The organism is Sporomusa sp. (assembly GCF_035561255.1).
Lineage (GTDB): Bacteria > Bacillota > Negativicutes > Sporomusales > Sporomusaceae > Sporomusa.
On sequence record NZ_DATMXX010000065.1, the window covers coordinates 18,922 to 40,123 of the forward strand.

General features: G+C 45.7%; 20 protein-coding genes. 3 read left to right on the forward strand and 17 right to left on the reverse strand.

Annotation, left to right across the window (positions count from 1 at the left end; translation table 11 throughout):
* Nucleotides 1–12: 12 nt before the first annotated feature.
* Nucleotides 13–1,737 carry a HAMP domain-containing methyl-accepting chemotaxis protein gene (locus VN379_RS03650; protein WP_325530902.1) on the reverse strand — a complete coding sequence of 575 codons (1,725 nt, stop codon included), beginning with the start codon at nucleotides 1,735–1,737 and terminating at the stop codon, nucleotides 13–15.
* A 448-nt stretch (nucleotides 1,738–2,185) separates the two neighbouring features.
* Here VN379_RS03650 and VN379_RS03655 point away from each other — a divergent pair, with 448 nt between their 5' ends.
* Complete coding sequence (locus VN379_RS03655) at nucleotides 2,186–3,613, forward strand: DEAD/DEAH box helicase (protein WP_325530904.1); 1,428 nt, start codon at nucleotides 2,186–2,188, stop codon at nucleotides 3,611–3,613.
* A gap of 73 nt (nucleotides 3,614–3,686) precedes the next feature.
* Here the strand turns inward: VN379_RS03655 and VN379_RS03660 are convergent, their stop codons facing one another.
* The 13 genes from VN379_RS03660 to VN379_RS03720 all read right to left on the reverse strand — a co-directional run bounded on the left by VN379_RS03660 (nucleotide 3,687) and on the right by VN379_RS03720 (nucleotide 14,726).
* A complete protein-coding gene (locus tag VN379_RS03660; RefSeq protein WP_325530906.1) occupies nucleotides 3,687–4,112 on the reverse strand; it encodes an energy transducer TonB in 426 nt (141 codons plus the stop codon).
* A 164-nt stretch (nucleotides 4,113–4,276) separates the two neighbouring features.
* Nucleotides 4,277–4,798 carry a surface-adhesin E family protein gene (locus VN379_RS03665; protein ID WP_325530908.1) on the reverse strand — a complete coding sequence of 174 codons (522 nt, stop codon included), beginning with the start codon at nucleotides 4,796–4,798 and terminating at the stop codon, nucleotides 4,277–4,279.
* A 246-nt stretch (nucleotides 4,799–5,044) separates the two neighbouring features.
* Nucleotides 5,045–5,380, reverse strand: coding sequence for a hypothetical protein (locus VN379_RS03670; protein WP_325530910.1), 336 nt, complete (start codon nucleotides 5,378–5,380; stop codon nucleotides 5,045–5,047).
* A 235-nt stretch (nucleotides 5,381–5,615) separates the two neighbouring features.
* Complete coding sequence (locus VN379_RS03675; protein ID WP_325530912.1) at nucleotides 5,616–6,848, reverse strand: aminopeptidase; 1,233 nt, start codon at nucleotides 6,846–6,848, stop codon at nucleotides 5,616–5,618.
* 183 nt (nucleotides 6,849–7,031) lie between these two features.
* Nucleotides 7,032–7,352 (reverse strand): cupin domain-containing protein, encoded by a 321-nt coding sequence (locus VN379_RS03680; RefSeq protein ID WP_325530914.1) that lies wholly within the window; start codon nucleotides 7,350–7,352, stop codon nucleotides 7,032–7,034.
* Nucleotides 7,353–7,550: 198 nt separating this feature from the next.
* On the reverse strand, nucleotides 7,551–8,051 hold the full coding sequence (locus VN379_RS03685; RefSeq protein ID WP_325530916.1) for a DUF134 domain-containing protein: 501 nt from the start codon (nucleotides 8,049–8,051) through the stop codon (nucleotides 7,551–7,553).
* A gap of 124 nt (nucleotides 8,052–8,175) precedes the next feature.
* A complete protein-coding gene (locus VN379_RS03690; RefSeq protein ID WP_325530918.1) occupies nucleotides 8,176–8,706 on the reverse strand; it encodes an ECF transporter S component in 531 nt (176 codons plus the stop codon).
* Between the two features lie 19 nt (nucleotides 8,707–8,725).
* Complete coding sequence (locus tag VN379_RS03695; protein ID WP_325530920.1) at nucleotides 8,726–9,589, reverse strand: pyridoxamine kinase; 864 nt, start codon at nucleotides 9,587–9,589, stop codon at nucleotides 8,726–8,728.
* A 125-nt stretch (nucleotides 9,590–9,714) separates the two neighbouring features.
* Entirely contained in the window at nucleotides 9,715–10,683 is a 969-nt protein-coding gene (locus VN379_RS03700; RefSeq protein ID WP_325530922.1) for a DMT family transporter, read from the reverse strand.
* A 71-nt stretch (nucleotides 10,684–10,754) separates the two neighbouring features.
* Nucleotides 10,755–11,555, reverse strand: coding sequence for an AraC family transcriptional regulator (locus VN379_RS03705; RefSeq protein ID WP_325530924.1), 801 nt, complete (start codon nucleotides 11,553–11,555; stop codon nucleotides 10,755–10,757).
* A 38-nt stretch (nucleotides 11,556–11,593) separates the two neighbouring features.
* On the reverse strand, nucleotides 11,594–12,508 hold the full coding sequence (locus VN379_RS03710) for a DMT family transporter (protein ID WP_325530926.1): 915 nt from the start codon (nucleotides 12,506–12,508) through the stop codon (nucleotides 11,594–11,596).
* A gap of 81 nt (nucleotides 12,509–12,589) precedes the next feature.
* Nucleotides 12,590–13,936 (reverse strand): MATE family efflux transporter, encoded by a 1,347-nt coding sequence (locus VN379_RS03715; RefSeq protein WP_325530928.1) that lies wholly within the window; start codon nucleotides 13,934–13,936, stop codon nucleotides 12,590–12,592.
* A 70-nt stretch (nucleotides 13,937–14,006) separates the two neighbouring features.
* Nucleotides 14,007–14,726, reverse strand: coding sequence for a hypothetical protein (locus VN379_RS03720; RefSeq protein WP_325530930.1), 720 nt, complete (start codon nucleotides 14,724–14,726; stop codon nucleotides 14,007–14,009).
* Nucleotides 14,727–15,000: 274 nt separating this feature from the next.
* On the opposite strand from VN379_RS03720, the gene VN379_RS03725 reads away from it, so the two are divergent.
* Entirely contained in the window at nucleotides 15,001–16,299 is a 1,299-nt protein-coding gene (locus tag VN379_RS03725) for an MFS transporter (RefSeq protein ID WP_325530932.1), read from the forward strand.
* A 74-nt stretch (nucleotides 16,300–16,373) separates the two neighbouring features.
* The gene (gene larA, locus VN379_RS03730; protein WP_325530934.1) at nucleotides 16,374–17,672 is read left to right on the forward strand and encodes a nickel-dependent lactate racemase; all 1,299 of its coding nucleotides are present in this window, start codon (nucleotides 16,374–16,376) and stop codon (nucleotides 17,670–17,672) included.
* 124 nt (nucleotides 17,673–17,796) lie between these two features.
* On the opposite strand, the gene VN379_RS03735 is transcribed toward larA, so the two are convergent.
* The 3 genes from VN379_RS03735 to VN379_RS03745 form a co-directional block, all read right to left on the reverse strand.
* Entirely contained in the window at nucleotides 17,797–18,468 is a 672-nt protein-coding gene (locus VN379_RS03735) for a DUF1847 domain-containing protein (protein WP_325530936.1), read from the reverse strand.
* Nucleotides 18,469–18,577: 109 nt separating this feature from the next.
* Nucleotides 18,578–19,801 (reverse strand): CdaR family transcriptional regulator, encoded by a 1,224-nt coding sequence (locus VN379_RS03740; RefSeq protein ID WP_325530938.1) that lies wholly within the window; start codon nucleotides 19,799–19,801, stop codon nucleotides 18,578–18,580.
* A 195-nt stretch (nucleotides 19,802–19,996) separates the two neighbouring features.
* Nucleotides 19,997–21,187, reverse strand: coding sequence for a mandelate racemase/muconate lactonizing enzyme family protein (locus tag VN379_RS03745; RefSeq protein ID WP_325530940.1), 1,191 nt, complete (start codon nucleotides 21,185–21,187; stop codon nucleotides 19,997–19,999).
* Nucleotides 21,188–21,202 lie beyond the last annotated feature (15 nt).

A 21,202-nucleotide genomic window follows, 5' to 3' on the forward strand; every position in this document is an offset into this window, starting at 1 on the left:
TCTTCATTTAAATTATAGCTTAAATCTGCTAATAGCCCCTTGAAGTCCTTCAGCAAGCTTGGCCAGACTCTGACTGGAAGCCGCAATCTCTTGCATAGATGCTGATTGCTCTTGTGTTGCTGCCGAGACTGTTTGCGTTTGTCCAGCCGTATTCTTACAGATCCCTTCAATATCCTTAACAGCACTTACAATCTGGGTGCTGCCGGCAGCCATCTGCTGAATTGACCCGGAAATCTCCCTGACCTCTGATGATACCGCTGTAATCAAAGCCATGATCTCGTTAAAACTCTCACCTGTAGTATTAACAATCTGGGACCCGGACCTTACTTCACGTGTTCCCTCACTCATAGCAAAAACGGCTTTATCTGTATCGCCTTGGATTTCCGCAATAAGGTCTGCGATTTGTTTGGCAGCAGTCTGCGATTGCTCGGCCAGCTTACGAACCTCTTCAGCAACGACAGCAAATCCCCGTCCTTGCTCACCGGCACGCGCCGCTTCGATTGCAGCATTAAGAGCCAGCAAGTTAGTCTGACCTGCAATCCCGGAGATTGTATCAACGATTTGACCAATCTCTTTTGATCGTTCTCCTAACTTGGTGACGACCCGCGCGGACTCATTTACAGTTTTTTCAATACTATCCATTTGCGTAACAGCGGTAGCAACCGACTTCTCACCACCGCTGGCAGCGGCTGCTGCCTTATCGGCCATTCCAACTACACCTACAGCACTAACCGCAATCTGTTTGATGCCTGCTGCCATCTGCTCAATAGCCAGTGTTGTTTCATTGCTAGCCCGGGCTTGATTCTCAGTGCCTTGCGCAATATCGGCAATAACACCGGCAACCTGTGTTGCAGCCAGCGCCGACTCCTCGGCGCTGGCTGTCAATTCCTCTGAGGCAGCCGCGACTTGTTCTGCTGAACGGGCAATATTGGTAACAATCGTGGTTAGGTTTTCCTTCATCTTACGCAGCGAACCGGCAAGTTCTCCCAATTCATCACTTGAAGTAACGTCAGCGACAGGTCTCAGATCACCCTGAGCGTATTTTTCGGTGACGGCAGCCAGTTGCACAACCGGCTTTTTAACCATTAGTGTTAAGACCACACTTAATACGCCCCCCAGTATCAGGGCTATGGCCCCTACAATCATAGATATTGATTTAGTATCGTGAGCTGAGGTTGAAGTATAATGCAGGTTATCAGCCACAATTTTCTCATTGTCATTGGCAACAGCTTTCAGGATTTTATCCACGTCTACCGACAACGGCACAACAACCTTGGCAACCTCGTTAAGCCGGGCCTTTTGTTCCTGTGCTTTACCATAATTACCTGCGGCAATCTCCTGGTGATACAGCCTGGCCAAAGGCATATAGTCATTAAGAATAATATTGCTGTACTTTTGGGAGTTGGCAAGCATTTGCTCGATTTCAGTTCGTTTATCCGTCTGGGTGATTTTTAGAAGTTCAGTTTCAAGACGAATCGTTTCTTTCAGCTCAGCTTCTACCTTATCTGCCACCGTAGGATCGCCAAAGGCAACATATGTACGGATCGTAACAACAGCCTTCTGATACTGGTATGCAATATTGCTACCGTACGAGAGCCGCTGATTTGCTGACTCAACAATCTCGGCATTACTGGCTATGCCTGACAGCACAGATACAGAATAGAGAACATTCACAGCAATAAGTACCATCACAATACCAAATCCGACGCCAATTTTAGTTCCAATTTTTAGTTTCATAATAACCTCCATAATAATTTCAACTGCACATGTTAACATTTATTAAGCAAGATCTATGCCAAAGATCACTGACGAGATTATGGCCTTTTTTTGCCTCAATTAACTTTGATCTGTTATTTCGTCGACAAAATTCTCCAACTAAGTATACAAAGATGCACATTATTGTCCAAATAATGCCATAAACCTACAATATTTGTTACTTATCCAGAGATAAATCCAGCCAGCCTGACAATAACTCATCAAATATAACTATACTTTTCTGGAATATAATGCTATAATTATTTTTCAGGGTATAGTTACTTAATCACAGGTAGGGCTTTACCCATTATAACATAGTAATGCCATCCTGTTTAAATAGACTATTTTAGCACGCCCCCCAGCGTATACAATATATAATCTAGTGGCGATACTATGTAAAAAGACAGGAACACAAAGGAGGCAACATTCATTGGAAAAATTCAAAGAGCTAGGAATTAGTGATTTGATAATTCGGGCTCTTAGTGATATGGGCTTTGAAGAACCGACCCCAATACAAGAACAGGCTATTCCCACATTGCTCGAAGGCAGGGATTTAGTCGGACAGGCACAGACAGGCACAGGTAAGACAGCCGCGTTTGGTATTCCCTTATTACAAAACCTAAAAGACAGCATTGGTGCCATTCAGGGCATCGTGTTGACCCCGACCCGCGAACTGGCCATTCAGGTTGCTGAAGAACTGAATAAACTTGGTCAATTCTCAAACATTCGTGCTCTGCCCATCTATGGCGGCCAGGATATTCAACGCCAGATGAAAGCATTGCAAAGAAGACCACACATTATTGTCGCAACACCAGGTCGCCTGATGGATCACATGGACCGTCGTACAATCAGGCTTAACGACATCAAAATGGTGGTTCTGGATGAGGCCGACGAAATGCTCAATATGGGCTTTGTCGAGGATATTGAGAAGATTCTGAGCACCACACCGGAGACACGCCAGACATTGCTCTTTTCGGCAACTATGCCCCGGCAAATTCAAAACCTGGCTCAGAAGTTCTTAAAAGACCCGGTCCTCATCAGTACCAAATCCAAGGAAGTTACCGTTCCCCTTATTGAACAGCATTATTATGAACTGCATGACCGGCAGAAGTTTGATGTTCTTTGCCGTCTCCTTGACATCCAGTCTCCCGAGCTGGCAATCGTTTTTGGCAGAACCAAACGCCGGGTAGATGAGCTGACAGAGGCATTAAAGAAACGTGGCTATTCGTCCGAAGGCATTCATGGTGACCTTACTCAGGCCAAGCGCGACGCTGTGCTCCGGCAATTCAGAGAGGGAATCATCGATATTCTGGTTGCCACAGATGTTGCAGCCAGAGGCCTGGATGTCAGCGGCGTTACCCATGTGTACAATTTCGATATTCCCCAGGACCCGGAAAGCTATGTGCATCGCGTTGGCCGTACCGGCCGGGCTGGACAAACCGGATTGGCTACCACCTTTGTCATTCCCCGCGAACTGGAGCAACTTCGCTCAATTGAGCGAATTACCAAGCGGAAAATTATCCGCATGACTGTACCTACGGTAAACGAGGCAATCGAAGGTCAGCAACGTCTAGCAGTCGAAAAACTGCTTAACCAGATCGAAGAAGGCAATCTTGAACACTATCGTGGCCGTGCCGAGGAATTACTCGCCGAAACCGACTCTGTTTCCCTGCTGTCAGCCGCGTTAAAGTTATTAACCAAAGAGCCTGATAACACCCCAATCAAAATTACTGAAGAGGCCCCCATGCGCACCCGCTCTTTCGGCAATAAACGTAGACCGCCGGATAATAGAGATAACAGAAAAGGTGCCCCTGCCGGCAAACCCCGTTATAAAACAGGCAGCAGTTACAAAAAATAGAAAACCAGCCGATGTGCTGAAACAAAAAACAGTTCCCTCATGGGGAACTGTTTTTTGACGTATCTAAAACCCATTATTGCTGTGTGGCGGGCTGGCCTTCATTGACCGCGGCTTCTTCCTGCGGAACATCATTTTTAACCTCGACCTGCAATGGCAGAATAATGGAACTTGAAATAGCCTTGCCGTCGCGGTAGGCAGGCAGGAAAGTTGAGTTCTTAACAGCACTGATAACAGCCTGATCAATCAAGTCCTCGCCTGAGCCCTCAATGATTTTCATTTCCTCCTGCACCGCGCCCCCATCAGATAAACTAATCCGCAGTGTGACCCGAAGAACCTGGCCGGCATATTTTTCATTTATTTCCGCTGCAAAAGTGATTGGTGCCATAGTAACCAGTTTCGGCGGAATACTATTGCCGTTCTCCTTGGCCACCCCAGTCAACGGCGTCCCCAGCATCAAGAACCAGACAAGCATAATTGTGCAAAAGCGAATCATCTTCATAACACTACACCTTCCATATGTCTTTATCAAACTCTGGATCATTATCCATTTCCCATATCCTAGAAAAAAGTTTCAATATTTATAATATCTTAGGACAGGCATGCTGTAAATACCTCAAAAGAGGTACTACAGTCAGAGAACTACTTCTTTTACTTTTTTATAATTTAAATGTTCCTCTCGTAGTTTTTAGCAATAGCATACATGGAATCAGCAAAAGAATTTGGTGAAACAACAATAAATTTGGCAGTTTTCTTAGTATCTTCCAATACAGTCCCCTGTTCACTAAATACCCTGGTTTCCGTCACGGCATACGTTTTATTCTTTATCTGAAAAACCATCTGCATCTCACTGTAGGCAACCTTGTCACTTGCTTGCAGTTTTTGTTTGTACTTTTCATTCAATTTGCCGATAATCTCCGGATCAGCAAAAACGGTTTTAACTAAAACATGGACCAACTTTTTATCTGCTTCATCCATCTGCAGCGATTTATTGTCAAAAGCATACATGCCAATGTCATTTTCAAAAACACGCGACCAGCGTTCCCGCTCGATTTCTTCCGCGGTTGGCTTTTGCCGGACACTGATCTCCCAGTCCAGCGGCGATGCCCCTGTCGGTTCTGCTGCCTGCACGGGACTACCCGGGAACAGGAAACAACACAAAACAAATAGCAATAATCGTTTTTTCATGTCAGAATTCTCCTCTCAGATTCCATAGATGGAAAGAACTGTTTAAAACCATCTTTCGCCGGAACAAAGCTTCATTCCTCTTAGGTTTAGACTGTAGTCTGCCAAAACCCAATATTTTGTTGAACATACTTATAATCAAACACTCATACAGCTACTGTAAGTACCATAAATAAATAAATTGGCCCCCTACCTGCCGTCAGCAGAGTTATGGGCCAATAAGAATTAATCTTAAGTTACATGAGTAAGTTACTTAGCGCGTTTCAGCAGATTAATGTCGGCTTCCTGCTCAAATACACGGCTATTCAAAACATCCAGTTTAGATTCGATACGCGGAATAGCCTCGGTCTTGTCACCCAGGAGATGAACCATACCAGTAAGCCCTTCAAAACCACTATCAACTTTGATCTCCAGACTATTTACCTTGGTCTCCAGGCTATTCACCTTAACCTCCAGGTTATCTACCTTGATCTCCAGACGGTCCATCCGCTGACACAACTCTTCTGTAATGGTATTATTGTGCCCTACCATGTGAATCAGTTGTTCCAGCATTTTTTCCTGGTGGTCAAACCTTTCCTGACTCATGTTGTCACCTCGCGTTATAATATTTCAGTACAAACAAAGAGCTCCGGTCAATTATTCTCTGTTAAATATATTATAAGCGATTATTATCAGACAAACAACACACAGTTCTGCTGTCAATAGAAGTAAAGGGAAATTAGCCTTGAAGACACAACCTCCGTCCCCTCGTCTTCATGTAAGACAAGATCCGGGCTGTGACATTAGCCACAACCCGGATCTTGTCTGTCTTTTCCCGGTTTTAGCCGAGACTGAAATTGCCGTTCTTAAATACCGTCAAGGACTCACCCGTTGCAGTAGTACCTGTGATTTCCAGATCGGCAGTACCGATCATAAAATCAACATGCACGATCGAGTCATTTACGCCGGCCTGTTCCAGCTCGCCGGCATTCATATCGACGCCTTTTTCGATACAAATCGGATAGGCTTTGCCAATAGCCAGATGGCAGGAGGCGTTTTCATCAAAGAGGGTATTATAGAACAGGATATTCGAGTTAGAAATCGGCGAGTCATAGGGAACAAGCGCTACCTCACCAAGATAGTGCGAGCCTTCATCTGTTTCCACAAGTTTTTTCAGAACCTCATAGCCCTTGTCAGCCTTACAATCAACAATACGCCCGTCTTTGAAAGTGATCGAGAACTTGTCAATCACCGTTCCATTGTAGTTTAAGGGTTTAGAACTGACGACAATACCATTAACCCCTGTTTTCTTAGGCAGTGTAAATACCTCTTCAGTCGGCATATTGGCGACAAATTCGATGCCTCCGGCCGTATGCTCCGGGCCGCCGAGCCAGATATGACCATCAGGCAGCTCTATCTGCAGATCTGTTCCCAACGAGCTCTTATAATGGAGTACTTTGATCTTGAGGTCGTTTAAGCGCTTCATATTTTTCTTCAGCGCCTTGCTATGTTCCTTCCAGGCGGCAACCGGGTCGTCTGTGTCAACCCGGACGGCTTTCAAGATGGCTTCCCATAATTTCTCAACAGCCTGAGCCTCAGATACCTCCGGAAACACCTTTTTGGCCCAGGAGTTAGTCGGAATCGATACAATGCACCAGGCGTTCTTGTTACTCATCATCCTCTCCCGGTACTCTTTAAGTGCTGTATTACTGGCTTTTTGCACCCGCACGACCCGGTCCGGGTTTACATCCTTTAAGAGTTCGGGATCTGAAGCGGCGATACTGACAAAAGCAGCCCCCTGACGTACGTAAGACAGATAAAACTCTTTCTGCCAATCCGGGAACTCGTCAAAGATCTCTTCAGGGGCCTGTAAAAACCTAATTTTGGAGGATAATTCATCTTTCCAATTCAGAACAACCTCTCTGGCACCAGCTTGATAAGCAACCTCAGTGATTGCCCTGGCAAATGGTGCACACTCAATAGGCGAGTTAATTACAAGCGTCTGGCCTTTTTGAATGTTTACACCGGTTTTAACAACAAGTTGTGCATACTTATTGAGGATTGTAGTGTTCATTATGTCTCCTTTCATGAGCTCATCTTGCCATTATTTATTCTTATCATATAGTATGCTCTTTATCATAATATCAGTAGACATGACAACTGTAATTATATTTCTTTGTAAGGCTATCCCTCTCACTGCTGAAAATAAGAAGAAGCGCTATTAACTTTCTCAAATAGCGCTTGCCCTGCTGAGTAATTACAGAAAATCGGCACGTATCGGCGTAAAGGCATCAATAATAACAGAGTTATCCTCAAGAGCAACAACACCATGCACAGTGTTGCGTGGAGCATAGTAGGTATCGCCACTCTTTATTATCCGCTTCTCTGCACCGACAGTCAACTCAAAACTTCCCTGAGTAATATAGCCAATCTGTTCATGCTCGGCATGACTGTGCGGCTGGCCGATACCGCCTTTTTGAAAAACAAACTCTACTAACATGAGGCCTTCACCGTAACTTAATACCCGGCGTGTTGTTTTGGCATCCAGTTGAACATAAGGTAACACAGTTTCACTCATAACTATTATTCTCCTAATCATATTTAAAAACTCGCTATGAACCCAAATAAAGATTTTCTCCTAGCACGATGTTAGTAACACTCCCACTCTACTGCTGGATCTGTGCCCATACTGACATCATGCCTGAAACCCTTACTGGATACTATAGACTTAATATTAAAGTAATTAAAAGGCTTTGTCCAGTTGGAATACGCGAAATCAGCCCTGCTTTTCGTGACCGCCGCCACAGCAGCAACCGCCATGATTGTGCTGATCCTGACCACCGCCACAGGCCTGCTTCGCGCCATTTTCCAGCCTCATTTTCTTCATGCTGCCGCATTTGGGACAGGCAAGCTCATAGCCATGCTTCCCCCCCTCAGTACAGGGAGGCGCTTCCCAGACCTGGTGACAATCGGTACACTCAAAAATCCTGTTTTTCATAATATAATTTCCTCCTTCAATAATAATAGCCCGGCCTTCTACCAGAGCCATTGCAACCTTATTTCTGGCAGATTGCAGAATCCTTTGATAAGTCGGCCTGGACAGGCCCATAACAGATGCACAGGTAGCCTGTTCCCAGCCTTTGTTGTCTTTCAGACGAATTGCTTCCAATTCTTCTAATTGTAAAATAACCGGTTTCTCACTGCCCTGCAAATGGGGGGAGAATTTCCGGCAAAGCGGCGCTTCGTCGACAATACCGCAACAGCGTTTTCTTGGCACTTATTATCAGCCTCTCATTCGGGCATATGCTCAAATTAATTATACCCCAGATTATTCCATTAAACAATAAGAAATAAAAAAAAGTCTGAACCCATTTCCTTAAGTTAGACTTTCGTTAGTCATACTACCAATTTACGCTCTTACGCAGCTTAGGTGATAAAATCATTGCAATCACCAGGCCTACCCCGGAGGTCATTAACGAACCCGGCATATTAGCAAATGCCGTTGCCAGGCTGCCTGTTACCTGCCACCAGGCGATAATATAGCCACCTAACGTCCAGGCCGCGGCCAGCACACAGCCTAAAACCGCTCGCCAGACCCAGCCATTACCGGCCCAGATTGATATACGTGCAGGCCATAGGCCCTTGGCGACTGTCCCGGCAATGAGCCCGGCTACTCCTTTAATGACAAATGACCACAGGGTATACGGTGAAAAACCCATAATAAGATCATAAAAAGCCGACCCAATGGCACCGGCTAACCCGGCATAGATACCGCCAAAGCAAATACCGACCGTAAAGAGAAAAGCTGTGCCAAGATGAACCATAGCCCCAACACCAAACGGAATTTTAAAGGAGGTTGCAATGGCGCACATGGCAGCCAATACCCCGATAAAGACAATATCTCTTACCGATAATCGACGTTTTCCAGTCATTATCCGACTCCCCCTTCATTCATAATACCTTGCGGCATTTAGCCCACTCCTCGCCCAGCCGGGGCAGCGCGCTTTCCAGCAGTACGCCTTCCCGGGCAGGCGTACCGGCCACAAAAGTCGCTTTAATCGCCGTTGCCACGAAATCAGCGGCCAATTTCATAGCAACCGGCAAACTGAGCTTATAGAGTAATGCTCCGGCTACCACACTGGCAAAAATATCGCCTGTTCCGGGATAGCGTGCCGGAATATGCTCACAAACCACCTCTTGGAAACTACCACTCTCCCGCTCATAACCAATATTCATGATTTGCTGATTGATTAGAGGAATTCCGGTCACGATCACAATTGACGGCCCGAAGTCAGCCAGCCGGATCAACCACTGCTTCAACCGCTCCGGTTCAACCACCTGTTCCTCATACCGTTCCCCTAATAGGAAACAGGCCTCAGTAAAATTAGGGGTTATAATGTCAGCCTTGCTAACAAGCCGCTTCATGTGTTCCTGCATTGTTGGCGTATAGACCGAATACAATCTGCCTTCATCGCCCATCACCGGATCAACCAGTACAAGCGGCCGGTTGCCCGAAAACTCATCAATAAAATGGGTTACTGTATCAATTTGTTGTTCAGACGCCAGGAAACCACTGTAAATACAATCAAAGGTAATCCCTTCCTGCTTCCAGTGGCGATAAAACGCAGGCATGCGGTCAGTAAAGTCACAAAAAGCGATATCCCTAAACCCCCCCAGATGTGTGCTGAATATGGCAGTAGGTAACGGACACACCTGAATTCCCATGCTTGATAGAATAGGGATAATTACAGTTAAAGAACAACGGCCAAAACAGGAAATATCATGCACAGCGGCCACCCGCGGAATTGGTCTCATCGCTTTCTCCCTTCGTAAATTGCATGTCTGGATATTCTTTTCCTTCGCTATATCATGCAGGATTTCGACTATTTCCCAGGAAATAGCAACAGTTTTTCGTCAATAAGTATTATTTTATCCGGTAGTTATGGATTATCTAGCGACACCCTTGACCCCGGTGCAGTGGTATTTTTACCTGTCCTGTCAAAATTCATGATTAAAATTGCCACAAGTGTTAATAGCCCGCCGCCAAGCTGGACCGGCAGCACACTTTCGCCTAGGATATAATAGCCGCCCAGCACGCCAACAACAGGAACCAGGTTAAGATATAATGTCGTAATGGCAACATCCAGGTATTTAAGCGCATACATGTATAGCAAATAACAAATCACAGAACAGCACACCGCCAGAAATAAGATATGCCAGAAGGCTGTTAACGAGAACATGCGCCACTCAGCCCATTCTGGCAATGACAACGGCAGCAAGAAAAATGTACCTATCACGGTTTGATAGGTAGTCATACAGAGGCCAGAGTACTTATTTTGCAGTGATTTATTCACAAGGGTATAGACGGTCCAGGCAAGCATTGACCCTATGATAAAAAGATTACCCACAAAGTGCACTGAGCTGAAATCAAGCGCACCATTGGCGGCAACTGACAGGTACATACCAATAGCAGCAATAAGCATGCCGGCTATTTTCAAAGGTGATAGCAGGGCATGAAAAAACAGCACATCCAGGCTTATTGCAATAATCGGGATGATTGTCACAATCAGCGAGGCATTGACAACCGTGGTTAGCTGCACCCCTATATTCTCAAAATAAAAGTACAAGGTAATCCCTAAACAGCCTGCCACTGTCATGCGGGGAATATCAGCCTTCGCTATTTTTGCAGCAGGTTCAATCTTTCTGAGCAGACCCCAGAGCAGCACAGAGGCAATGATAAACCGGATGAGCGCCAGCGTAACCGGCGGCACTTCGGCAACAGCAATTTTTATGCTTATAAAAGAAATGCCCCACAGGACAACTGTTACAAGCATCATTAGGTTTGCTATTAAATACTTGCGGTCCCGGGTCTTGATACCTTGTTGTGTTCCTAGCCTATTTGTGTCCATAATACCCTCCTGTTTTTTTCCTATCATATCGAAAAAACAAGCAGGCGTATTGTAAAAAATTGATTGGCCGCTTACCTCAGCTTCTGGTATTTCTCCGGAGTCACGCCGGTATGGCCTTTGAATACTTTAATAAAATGACTTTGATCATAGAAGCCGCTTTCATGGGCTACCTCAATAATATGCTTGTTCTGACGCAGCTGTCTTTTGGCATAATTGATTCGCAGCAGCGTTTGATAGGTGTGTGGCGGTATCGTAAATTCTTCTTTAAAAGAGCGAATAAGAGTAAACTTATTTAATCCGGAGACTTGCTCTAATTCTGCCAAGGTAACCTTTTTCAAAAAATTCTCCTGCAGGTAGTCTTTGATGGCAGTTAACTTGAATAATTCTTTAGGCTGCGTACCGTGAGGCAGCTGGCTCATATCTTTAACTACCTGCTCTAACAGAGCCATAATATTCGCCTCTTTTTCTAAAAGACTGGCAGGGCCTGTCAGGCTTTTAATCGCATTACCCATAACAACAAAGGCCTGAGCCTCTGACATATCTGTTACGACAGGGCCATCAGCCAGACTCAGTCCCTTATTCTCAAAGAATTTCCTGCTCCAGCCAGCATCAAGAAAAAGCATTTTATATCGCCACTGGCTTTCTGCCTGAGGGTTACAGGAATGCACCACACCGGGCGGAATCAGCACCATCGATTTAGGACAAACCTCAATGATTTTTCCATCATACCAGAAAGTGCTTGTGCCATAATCCACGATACCAAGCGAAAACTCCTCATGAGCATGCTTTTTATAGGAAAGCTGACCGACAGCACACAGTTTTAGTTCAAAAAACGGTAAATCAGCATCACGATAAAACTGTATTTCCTGCATTGCACACCTCTCCATTTATGAGTTGCCTGTTAGCGATATCAACCAGCCTGCCCATCGGCCTCTTCTGCTGCCACAGCTGTTGACGACCGCATACTCTGCAGTTGAGTTAACAGCATTCCTGCCAGCATTAAGGCACACCCGATTAATTCTTTAAAGCCTAAACGTTCATTAAGCAGCAGAAAACCGCCAATAGTGGCAAAAACGGTTTCCATGCTAAGAATAATGGCAGCATGAGAAGGGGGCGAGTATTTCTGCCCAACTACCTGCAGGGTATACGCAATTCCTACCGAAAAAATCCCGCCGTATAAGATGGGTAACAGGGCCCCGGTCAGCCCCTCGCTGGTTATTGTTTCCAAGCAGAAGGCAGTACCCAGACTTAGTAACCCACAGGTAATAAATTGAAAGAGCGATAACTTCAACACATCCACCCTGTTGGCATAATGGTCAATCAGCAGAATATGAACAGACCAAAACAAAGCCCCCACTAATTCCAGCAAGTCACCGTATGAAATGGAGAAATTCTCTTTTACACATAATAAATATAGACCTGCAAGGGCCAGCATTGAACTGAGCCAGGTAGTAATGCTGACATAATGTTTTAGAAAAATCCCTAAAATCGGAACAAGTACAATATAGAGGCAAGTAATAAATGCAGCCTTGCCTGCAGTAGTATAAATAAGACCAATCTGTTGCAAAGACGCCCCTGCAAACAGGATTAAACCGGCTAAAATACCCGCCCTCACTGCTTCTTTGGATCCGCTTCCCGGTACCCGCTGCGGCTTGTGGCGATAGTGAAGGATCAGCGGCAGAAGTGAAAGACTGCCCAACGCAAATCTTATCCCATTAAAAGCAAAAGGCCCGATATGTTCCATACCCACCCGCTGGGCCACAAAGGCCAGCCCCCAGATGGCTGCTGCCAGTAACAGCAGCAGATTTGATTTTAAAGCACTCATTGTCTACAAACCCCTTTATATTTTGTCATGTATACTATTGGCTTCCATTACACTAAATACTACAAAAGCTTGCTAATTCCTTCATTGTGTTACTTTTCGCTGCAGCCGGATCAGCCGCAATAACAACACAACCGCCCCTACGGCTAAGCCTGCAATAAACCCCACCCAGTAGCCATATGCTGTTAAGCTTGTAAACTTAGCCAGCAGATAGCCGACCGGCATCCCAATGACCCAATAGGACAAGACAGCCATCAGAAAGGTCACCCGCACATCTTTATAGCCGCGCAAAGCCCCCTGAATAGGAGCCGCAATGGCATCAGACAACTGGAAAAAGACAGCATACACCAGAAAGTTCCGGATTAGTTCCAGTACGCCGGGTTCCTGGGTGTACAGCCCGGCAATTTGGCGGTTAAGTGCCAATAGCCCAATCGCAAAAAAGCCGGCAATCGTTACCGCAATACCGAGGCCAAGCTTGCTATATTGCCTGGCGTCATGATACCGGCGGGCCCCAACTTCATAGCCGATGACAATTGTCAGGGTGATCCCAATGCTCAGGGGCACCATATACACTAAACCGGCAAAATTAATGGCTGCCTGATGGGCAGCGATCACAGCGGTTCCATACTCGGCCATCAGCAGGGCCACAACGCCAAAAATGCTGACTTCACAGAATATCGATAAACCAATGGGCAAACCAACTGTAAGCAGTTCCCGCCAGGTCTTAAGGGAAATGCCGGCAAGGCTGCCAAATACTTTGTACTCTCTAAATGGCTTCAGATAATGAACAACACCCATGCTAATTAAAGCCAGGCACCAGTAGGTTATGGCTGATGCATACCCGGCCCCCACCCCTCCAAGCCTGGGAAAGCCGCCGTAACCAAAAATAAGCAGATAATTGAGCACGATATTGATGGGCACTGCACAAAGAGTTATCATCATCGTAATGCGCGTATAGCCGAGAGCATCGATAAAATTCCGGAAAACCGCAGAAACAAACAAGGGCAGCACCCCTATCGCCAGCGCTGCCAGAAACCGATAAGCTATGTCATGGACAGCCGGTTCGAGCTTCATGGCATTCAGCAAAGGGCTAAGTACCGCTGAGCCGCCGGCTATTACAATAACCGCAAGGGTGATGGCTATATATACACTCTGAATCAACAGGAATGGCATATCCTTTTTCCGGCCGGCGCCATGGAGCTGGGCCAGGATTGGCGTTATTCCTGCCAGGACCCCGCCAATCCCGGTGAAAACAGGCATCCACAGGTTTGAACCAATAGCAACCCCGGCTAAATCATAATGGCTTACCTTGCCTGACATTACTGTATCAAAAAAGCCTGTAGCCATGAGCGAAAGCTGGGTAATAAATATTGGAAAAAAGATAATAAGAAATTGCCGCACTTTATCTTTAATCGAATGGGTTTGTCTCACTTGGCACCTCAAAATTAAGAAGCCAGACTAGAGCCTGGCTTCGTCTCCATATTCTGTAATTATATTATCACTAATCCACACACCGCGTCCAGCTAAACCCGGCAGGAAACACATTTGTCTTATTCTCTAAAACATGATAACGATAGCACGCACCCGGGCGTTCGGTTACACTGACCTGATCGCGGTTTATCAGGTCAACTGCATACAAACCCAGGTTCGCAATAAAGGCACATAGATGATGATGTATAAACTCCACACTTTTCAGCTCAGTTGCAAGTGCTCTGTCCATATATTGCGGGATATCGGCAGGTTGAAGAATACTGCTGACAGACTCGCCTTTTTCATCAATGTATTCTATCCATTCCCATTTGAGCGGCAGTGTCTGCTGATACCTTTTTTTTATAAAAGGCCGGGCCTGGCAAACCCAGGCAAACGGGCTATTGATCCCATATTGTTTAGCCCATTCCGCTGCTTGCGCTGTTTTTTCCCGGTATGATAGTGCTACCCCGAGATGTGCAGGCAATTCGGAATCAACGACCTCAACCCATATCGATTGAGCAAGCGGTAATAAGTTCCCATACTCCACCTCACGGGCAAATGAATTTAGTGAGGAAGACGCTTTAGAAAAAGAAGCCAGCAAAGTTGATGCATCAAAAATTTTAGCGTTCACATTATTGTAGTTAATACCCTGCCAGTAAGTGGTCATGGTATCTACTACCTTGAATTTTGCGCCCTGATGCTTATCTGGTGAGACTGTTGCCTGCTTTAAAATGTCTTGTAGTATTTTCATTGATTCACTTGCTCCTGTCACCTTTTCATCTAATTTTCCCACCCCTGTGTTTGTTTATGTAACAATGAGCCACTAACAGGGTTAAAAAATCCTTTCTTTTAGCCAGCAACAGGTAGATAATTGACTTCTTTAGCAAAAAAAGAATACTGGTTATGTTTAACTATTGTGTTTTTTGCAAAACCACCCCCCTATTGACGCTATATGAAACAATCTCTATAATAATTAGCAAGCACTTATATCTTTGTACAGCGAACATAAGAGGGGGAAATCTAAAATGCAAACAACACGAACAGCCTCTGGTGCAACGGCAGCGTCTGTGCAGCCGACAAGACAGCGGGTAGTGTTAGTGGCAATTCTGCTCCTAACCTTGCTCGTAGCTTACCTGGATAGGGTAAATGTGTCTGTTTTACTTGCCGACAATACCTTCCTTACTGAGATGGGGATTAAGGGTCAACCGGTTCAAATGGGACTGTTAATGACATTATTCTTAATTGCTTATGGTGTAGCTAACGTGGTACTCAGCCCGCTTGGTGATTACATAGGTCCCCGGAAAGCCATGTCGATTTCCATCCTGCTGTGGACCATCTCGGTTGTTATCGGCGGCTGGGCAATGACTTTTGGTACCATGCTTGTCGCCAGGATTATCCTGGGCATCGGCGAAGGCATGCACTGGCCGATGCAGAGTACTTTCGTCAAAAACTGGTTTCCCCCCAACGAGCGTGGCAAAGCCAACGGTGTCTGGCTGATCGGTCTGATGGGCGGTCCGGCTCTGGCAATGCCCTTCTTCACCTGGATTGTTTCGACATGGGGCTGGCGTCCCAGCTTTTTTGTCCTTGGTGCGCTAGGGCTTATCCCCTTATTGTTACTCTGGTTTTATGTAACTGATCATCCGCGTCAGCACAAACGGGTCAATGCAGCTGAATTAGAGCATATCGAAAGTGCGTTAAAGATTGAAGCCGAAGAAGAAGCCAAAATTAAAACAGAAAGCTTAGGCGAACGCCTTAAATCTTTTGTACTCAACTACCGTTTCTGGCTGTTGACAGTTAATTATTTCTGCATCGCCTGTATCTGGTGGGGCACCATGGCCTGGCTGCCCTCTTATCTCAAAGCCGCCCGCGGTTTCTCCTGGTCGGAAATGGGTGCACTGGCCTCGTTACCCTATATTCTTGGCAGCCTTAGCATCCTGTTCTTTGGCCATCTGGCTGACAAATACGGCCGCCGCGCCCCGTTTATTGCCATTGCGCATCTCGGCTCAGGTCTCGGGCTTTACTTTGGGGCCACAGCAACTGATAATCTGACAGCCGCCCTGCTTATCTCCGCAGGTATCGCGTCAGTGGCTATCGCGCTGCCTTCTTCCTGGGCGATTCTCCAGCGCATCGTACCAGGTAAAGCCATCGGTGCCGGTGCGGGCATGATGAACGGGCTTAGCAACGGCGGGTCAGCCTTTGCCCCTGTACTCATCGGCTTTTTTATCAGTGTAACCGGCAGCTATGTGGGCGGTCTGATGTTCCTGGTCGGCATTGCCGCTCTTGGCTGTGCGTGCATGACCATTCTCTCCCTGCAAAAATATTAATTTGGGTAATTTACCCCATTTCTTGCAGGAAATATGAAGTCAATCTAGTATATGCTTACCTGGAGGGATGAAACATGCTAAAAGAATTTAACTTAGGTCTTGGTGACAACCAAGTCAAACTCGAACTGCCTGAAGAACAAGTAATTCATGTTGTGGAAGGCAAACACGCTGATGCGATTACCGATGTACCTGCTGCGGTAAAAGCGGCACTAAATAATCCGATTGATTCACCACCCTTAAACGAGGTGGTAAAGACTGGTGATACAGTTGCGATCATCGCCAGTGATATTACCCGTCAATGGATTAAATATGATCAATTTCTGCCCAGTTTATTAAATGAACTGAATGCAGCAGGCGTGCCTGACAGCAATATCAAGCTGGTTGTCAGCCTGGGGGCACACCGCCACCACACGGACAAGGAGAACGTCCTTGTATATGGCCAGGAGGTTGTCAGCCGTATACAGATTGAACAAAGCTATGCACCGGCCAGCGAGGATTTCATTCACGTCGGCACCACCTCACGCGGTGTGGAAACCTATATCAATAAACATGTTGTTAACGCCGATAAGGTCATCCTGACAGGGGGGATTGTCTATCACCTCATGGCAGGTTTTGGCGGTGGCCGCAAGGCCATCATGCCCGGAGTTGCCGGTTATTCCAGCATTCAGGGCAATCACAGCTTCTGCCTGCACGATGTTGTCGGCCAGGGCATCAGCCCCAGCTGCATCTCCGGCAAGCTGGCAGGTAACAATATGCATGAGGATATGACCGAGATGGCTGCCATGGCCAAGCCGGCTTTCCTGCTTAATGCCGTTTTCACCCCGGAGGGGAAATTTGCCCGCTTTGTGGCCGGTCACTGGTATAACGCCTGGCTTGACGGCTGCAAAACGGTGGAAGAGATTTTCGGCGTACCCATCAGCGCTAAGGCTGATCTGGTTATTGCGTCTGCCGGCGGCTTCCCCAAAGATATTAACCTGTATCAAGGCTCCAAAACGACCGATAACGCCTATATGGCTGTTAAAGAGGACGGCGGCGTTATTATTATCCTGTTAGAATGCCGTGATATTATGGAACCGCCTGATTTCAGCGGCTGGTTTAACTACGAATCCCTCTACGACCGGGAAATAGCGCTGCGCAAAGCCTTTACTGTGCCTGGTTTTATCGCCCTTAAAACCGGTCTTATGGCCAGTAAAGTTCCGTTCATTATTGTCACCCTCCCGGAAAACAAGGATTTCATTGAAAAAGCCGGCTTGATTGCCGCTACTACCATTGAAGAAGCTATGGCAATTGCCGAACAAAAGCTAGGCCGCAAAGATTACACCATCACTGTTATGCCACATGCGGCTAATACTGTGCCGTTGCTGCAAGATTAAATTCCCGCAAGAGGACTAAAAACCCCGCTTAAAACTTATTGTTTAAGCGGGGTTTTTAGTCCTCTTGTATTGGGTACAGGAGATAGCGTAATATGCGCAGTCCCCCTTTAGCGAAATTACTTTTTCAGCTGTCTTTTTCTTCCTGAAGCAGACGTTTATAATAAAAGCCGCTGGTATACAGCGCCGCAGCCGGATTATGGCCGGTAACCCGGTCTTTGGTAATCAGTGTTGTCACCGGGGCTTTTGAATATTGAATAAACAACGAGTCATGCCCAACACATAAGCCGTTGATTACATTAAGATCAGTCTGTTCGTTATTTAAGAGTTTTGCCTGCATGACCGGATTACATAGTGATTCATGACAGCCTTTATTGATCTTTAACTCATCCGGTATTCCAATCCGGCTTTTATCAATCGAACCAACTTTACATAACACACTATAACTTTCCAAGCCTTTCGCTTCCAGTATTTGCGCGAAAATTTTAGTTTCATTGATTAATCCCGCACAGGTGGCAATGCCAATTTTCCTGGCGCCCAGCCGTTTGGCAAAAGCAATGATCTCTTCAACCCTGGTTAGCTTGCCATAATATAACCCTTCAATTTCCGCAGCGGAACGGGCAATCCTGGCCATTAAATTGTCGCCGCGATATAATTCGACAATGTTTTCCAGTTCGGCCTTATCGGCATTTGTCGTAAGGCAAAATTGCGGAAAACTCTTTGTTCTGGTATGGCAGTTCAATACCCCGCAATCACTGCAACTTAGCTTTTTATCCGTTTTTCCTTTTTGCTTGCTCATAAGACCCTCCCACTGCTGATGTTAAAGACTCGGACAGCTTATAAATAATTGATCAAACTTCCCCGATAAAACATCTGTTGTCACAGGTAAAACCATCTGGCTGCTAAGTCTATCCCTGTTTTTTATTAAATTCTTTTGCCATTAAAAGTCTGAGCTTTGTTGCTCTCTCATCACAACACAATAGAAATTTACACAGCATAGCATGATGGAAAGAATGGCAGGGTTCTAATCCCACAATTTTCTTTAGCTTTTCTAGCCTGAATTTTAAAGTATTACGATGTATAAATAATCGGCTGGCAGTTAAAGAAATATTTAGATTATTAGTAAGAAGACACTCTAAAACTTTGTGCATATCGTAGCGATCCCTGACTTCATCAAATTTATGCCCTAATTCTTGTAAGGCCAGGCAGGAATCATAGCTTGTACACTTGTTATCAAACAAATAGTTCAATAATATGTCAAATTCATAAATTGAGCAGACCGTGTTTGAGCTGGCGTAACCCAGCGCAAATAGCGCTTCACGGTAAGACTGCTGTAGTTGCAAATCCTTCAAAGCCCAGCCGCCAATTCCCACTTTGATTTTTAGTGGCGGCTGAACTGACTTTAATATATCAATAACACCTGACATAAAAGCATTGAATTTTCTGGCATCGAAGCCATCAGGTGCTGACTTAAGAATGCATAAGTCTTTCTTATAAAACAAAACCATATCTTTAGCAGTAAAAAAAGTTGCTTCTTTTACTGCTTTCAATACACACTCTCTTATGCGGTCGGAAAGCAAGTTTTGCAGAGTGACAAATGCACTATCGTTAATCTTGGGTTCCAGTTTAATCACAATGACCATACGAGGCGTGTTAAAGGTGTAATTTACCATCTCGGCCAGGTTATTAATGTCATCTGCAGCAATATCCCGGTTGTCGGCGAAAAGTAAGGTTACCAGTTGTTCTTTTATCCGGTTTTCCGATCCATAATCGGCCAGGAACATTTCCCGTTCCAGGATGAGTTCTGTAACCGTCTTGATTAAATTAGCCATAGGGCGGACATCTTGTGGGTTTCCGGTCACGCCAACTACCCCGACAACCCGCTCGGTCAGATCAATCGGCCACATTACGCCAGGCAAAGCCCCTGCATAACTGTCTATCTCATCCGGATAAATCTCTACGACACGATTTTCATCTACAGCCAACTTGCCGCCCTTATGGAACGTATTGATGCGGTCAGCTTGGCCGGAGGCAATGATCATTCCATTACAATCCATAATATTGACATTTCGGTTCACAATGCCCATAAGATGATCGACTATCTTTTGAGCCATCTCTGTAGAAATAATCATGTTAACATCTCCTAAGTATGGACAAAGGGTTAACTTAAACAACTGCATTTTCACGAAGAGAGACATAACCGCCCGGAAAGTGGGCGGTTATACTTGTTCTCCGACTGTCGTGTCATGCGGCTGTAGTTTGGCTGGGCAGCACAAGACGCCAGTTTCGGCGGCAACAGTACCTTTAGGCTCTTGTCTTTGAGATAATTATTTAACTGTTTCTACGATAGAAGCTTTTATTGTTTCGGGAGTCAGTTCCTGGCCCAGACCGGGAAGTTCAGGCACTTCGTACATTCCATTTTTAGGCATATAGTTGTAGGTGCAGGTTTGCGTGTTCGGTTTCAGCAAAGCGTATCTGTGCAACTCATGAATAATAAAGTTGGGAATGACAGCTTCAATGTGCAAAGCCGCAGCAGTAGAAATTGGTCCGCCGCAAACATGGATCTGTACGGTTACGTCATAGACATGGGCCATATCACATATCTTTTTCACTTCCGTAAATCCGCCGCAAGTACACATGTCCGGTTGGATAACATCAATTGATCCATCTTCAAAAAATGGCCGATAACCCCACCTTGTATAGATCCTTTCACCTGCTGCGATGGGAATATTGACATGATCTGCAACTTTTTTCATCTGTTTGGGATTTAACGGCATCACTGGCTCTTCCAAATAATAAATGCTTAAATCCTCAATCATTCTGCCAAATTGAATAGAAGAGGTGGTATCGGTAAAGGCATGCAACTCTGTAATGATATCGACATCGGTACCAACGGCTTCTCTTATTGCTTTAAGTCTATTATAACCGAGTCTTAGCACTTTGTCAGGCAGCACACCTAAAAGGTTCTGTTGATTCCAGTTGCCCCGGGAATCCATGGCAAGGGGATCCACTTTAATTGCATCATAACCCTCAGTAACGGCAATACGCGCAGCCTCGGCATAATGAGCAGGTTCTACCAGCATGGCTTTATCGGCGCCATCACCCCAGCCAAATTGGATTTGACTGGCATAGGTTCTGATTTTGTCCCGGGTTTTTCCGCCCAGCAGCTGATAAATGGGTGCATTCAGCACTTTTCCTTTAATATCCCACAAGGCGATATCAATTCCACTCATGGCGGCAGTGAATACCGTGCCACCGCCTTGGCCCCAGAATGTTTTTTTCTGCATTTTATCCCAGATAGCTTCATTTTTCATGGGGTCCATACCAATGATTATCTTCGCAAGATCCTTGGCCATCCCAAAGCCTACTGAAGCACCCACACCGTAAGCCAGGCCAACTTCGCCGAAACCTGAAATTCCCTCATCGGTATTAATCCTTACAACCACCGGGCGCCATTTGCTGGTAGCAGACGAAAAATCATTGGCTACATCAACAATATCAACACTGGTAATTTTCACTATACTACCTCCCTA

Bases quoted from the DNA above. Each gene is read 5' to 3' on its own strand.
- VN379_RS03650 (WP_325530902.1), bottom strand. From the start codon at position 1,737: ATGAAACTAAAAATTGGAACTAAAATTGGCGTCGGATTTGGTATTGTG.
- VN379_RS03660 (WP_325530906.1), bottom strand. From the start codon at position 4,112: ATGAAGATGATTCGCTTTTGCACAATTATGCTTGTCTGGTTCTTGATG.
- VN379_RS03665 (WP_325530908.1), bottom strand. From the start codon at position 4,798: ATGAAAAAACGATTATTGCTATTTGTTTTGTGTTGTTTCCTGTTCCCG.
- VN379_RS03670 (WP_325530910.1), bottom strand. From the start codon at position 5,380: ATGAGTCAGGAAAGGTTTGACCACCAGGAAAAAATGCTGGAACAACTG.
- VN379_RS03675 (WP_325530912.1), bottom strand. From the start codon at position 6,848: ATGAACACTACAATCCTCAATAAGTATGCACAACTTGTTGTTAAAACC.
- VN379_RS03680 (WP_325530914.1), bottom strand. From the start codon at position 7,352: ATGAGTGAAACTGTGTTACCTTATGTTCAACTGGATGCCAAAACAACA.
- VN379_RS03690 (WP_325530918.1), bottom strand. From the start codon at position 8,706: ATGACTGGAAAACGTCGATTATCGGTAAGAGATATTGTCTTTATCGGG.
- VN379_RS03695 (WP_325530920.1), bottom strand. From the start codon at position 9,589: ATGAGACCAATTCCGCGGGTGGCCGCTGTGCATGATATTTCCTGTTTT.
- VN379_RS03700 (WP_325530922.1), bottom strand. From the start codon at position 10,683: ATGGACACAAATAGGCTAGGAACACAACAAGGTATCAAGACCCGGGAC.
- VN379_RS03705 (WP_325530924.1), bottom strand. From the start codon at position 11,555: ATGCAGGAAATACAGTTTTATCGTGATGCTGATTTACCGTTTTTTGAA.
- VN379_RS03710 (WP_325530926.1), bottom strand. From the start codon at position 12,508: ATGAGTGCTTTAAAATCAAATCTGCTGCTGTTACTGGCAGCAGCCATC.
- VN379_RS03720 (WP_325530930.1), bottom strand. From the start codon at position 14,726: ATGAAAATACTACAAGACATTTTAAAGCAGGCAACAGTCTCACCAGAT.
- VN379_RS03725 (WP_325530932.1), top strand. From the start codon at position 15,001: ATGCAAACAACACGAACAGCCTCTGGTGCAACGGCAGCGTCTGTGCAG.
- larA (WP_325530934.1), top strand. From the start codon at position 16,374: ATGCTAAAAGAATTTAACTTAGGTCTTGGTGACAACCAAGTCAAACTC.
- VN379_RS03735 (WP_325530936.1), bottom strand. From the start codon at position 18,468: ATGAGCAAGCAAAAAGGAAAAACGGATAAAAAGCTAAGTTGCAGTGAT.
- VN379_RS03740 (WP_325530938.1), bottom strand. From the start codon at position 19,801: ATGATTATTTCTACAGAGATGGCTCAAAAGATAGTCGATCATCTTATG.